The organism is Streptomyces katrae (genome assembly GCF_000966975.1).
Classification (GTDB): Bacteria; Actinomycetota; Actinomycetes; order Streptomycetales; family Streptomycetaceae; genus Streptomyces; species Streptomyces katrae.
In genome coordinates this window covers 1-1,814 of the sequence record NZ_JZWV01000251.1, presented here as the reverse complement: position 1 = coordinate 1,814, position 1,814 = coordinate 1, and the positions used below count along the sequence as shown (strand labels likewise).

At 76.5% G+C, this 1,814-nt stretch carries 2 protein-coding genes; one reads left to right on the top strand and one right to left on the bottom strand.

Translation table 11 applies throughout. The features are described 5' to 3' along the window. A partial coding sequence (locus VR44_RS11130) for a serine/threonine-protein kinase (protein WP_157880267.1) occupies positions 1-1,272 on the bottom strand: 1,272 nt, incomplete at its 3' end. 129 nt (positions 1,273-1,401) lie between these two features. Here VR44_RS11130 and VR44_RS11125 point away from each other — a divergent pair. Further along, the coding region (locus tag VR44_RS11125; protein ID WP_045947273.1) for a TetR/AcrR family transcriptional regulator at positions 1,402-1,814 on the top strand (413 nt) is incomplete at its 3' end.

The following is a 1,814-nucleotide window of genomic DNA, read 5'->3' as shown; positions in this document are numbered from 1 at the left end:
GTGGGGGGTGGGGGACGGGGACGGCCGCCCGGCGGCGTCCCCGTCGGCCGGGTCCTGGTCCTCGGCGGAGGCGGCGGTCCCCTCGCCGGGGCCGTCCAGGTAGTACACGGCTCCGCCGCAGATCAGCAGGGTCGCGGCCACCGCCCCGGCCACGGCGGGCAGCCGCCGCCCGCGGCGCGCGGCCCGGCGGCCGGGGGACGGCGCGGGGCCGGGGGCGGGCGCTGCCTCCGCTGCCAGTACGGGCGCGGGGGCGGCGGGCAGCGGTGCGGGGGCGGCGGGCACGAAGGCGGCGGCCGTGGCCGTGGCCGCCGAGGCCGTCGGCGCGTAGGACACGGGCCCGGCTTCCCCCGGTGCGGGATCCTGCGCGGGCGCGCCGACCTCCTCCCGGACCGGCCGGGGCAGCCAGCCGTCGGTGAACTCCGGCCGACGGCCGACGGCGGGGTGCGCGTGGACGTACGCGATCAGCTCGGCGGTGGCCGGGCGGTCCCGGGGCTGCTTGGCCAGGCACCACGCGACCAGGTCGCGCAGCTCGGCGGGGGTCCGCGTCAGGTCGGGGTGCTCGTGGACCACTCGGTACAGGGCGCTGGATTCCGGCCCGGGGCCGAAGGGCGGCGTGCCGCCCGCCACGTACGCGACGAGCGCGCCCAGGGCGAAGACGTCGGTGGCCGGGGTGACCCGGTGGCCGAGGGCCTGCTCGGGCGCCATGAAGGCGGCGGTGCCGATCCGCAGCCCCGTCCCGGTGAGCGCGCAGGAGTCCGCCGCGTGCGCGATGCCGAAGTCGATCACCCGGGGGCCGTCCCCGGCGAGCAGCACGTTGGCGGGCTTCAGGTCGCGGTGGACGACGCCGGCGCCGTGGATCGCCTGGAGCGCCTCCGCGATGCCCGCGACCAGCAGCAGCGTCGTCCGTACGGGCAGCGGACCGTGCCGGCGCACCGCCTCGTGCAGGGAGGGGCCGGGCACGTAGGCGGTGGCCAGCCACGGGGTGCGCTCGTCCACCCCGAAGTCGACCACCTGCGCCGTGAACAGCCCGTGGATCCGCCGGGCGCTGGCCACCTCGCGGGCGAACCGCTCGCGGAACTCGGGGTCCGCGGCGAACTCGGCGCGTACGGCCTTGAGCGCGATCGGGCGGCCGCCGGGCGTGTACGCGAGGTAGACCACCCCCATCCCACCCGCCCCCAGCCGGGCGTGGAGGCGGTAGCCGCCGATCGCGTGGGGGTCGTCGGCGGTCAGTCCCGTGGGAACCGGCCGTGTGCCGGAAAGCTGGTCGGACATGCATTGCTCTTTCCACGATGTGGCAGGCCAGATGGCCGGTTTTCATCGTCCCCTTAACTAAAGTTTCAGTCAACGTGTGACAATACGTGCCGCACACTGCCGGAAGGGTTCCCCGGGAAGGACCACACCGTGACCGACCGCAGACGGACCATCCTCGAGGGCGCCGCCCGCGTCATCGCGCGCCGGGGCGTCCGAGGGCTGCGGGTGGCGGATCTGGCGGAGGAGGCGGGGGTGTCCACCGCCCTGGTCTACTACCACTTCAAGGACCGGCCCGGCATCCTGCGGCAGGCCCTGGCCTTCATCGGCGACCGGGCCGACCGGTACACCGAGCCGTCGGACGCCGGAGCCGGACAGCGCCCGGCCGACCCCCGTGAGCTGCTGGAACGGACCCTGCTCCGGGAGTTCCAGGACCTGCCCGAGGTCCGCGAGAACAGCACCGCCTGGGGGGAGCTGCGGGCCCACACCGTGTTCGACCCGGAGCTCCGGGAGGAGCTCGCGGCGGCCGGCGCCGCCTGGGTGGCCGAGGTCGCCGAGCTGGTCGC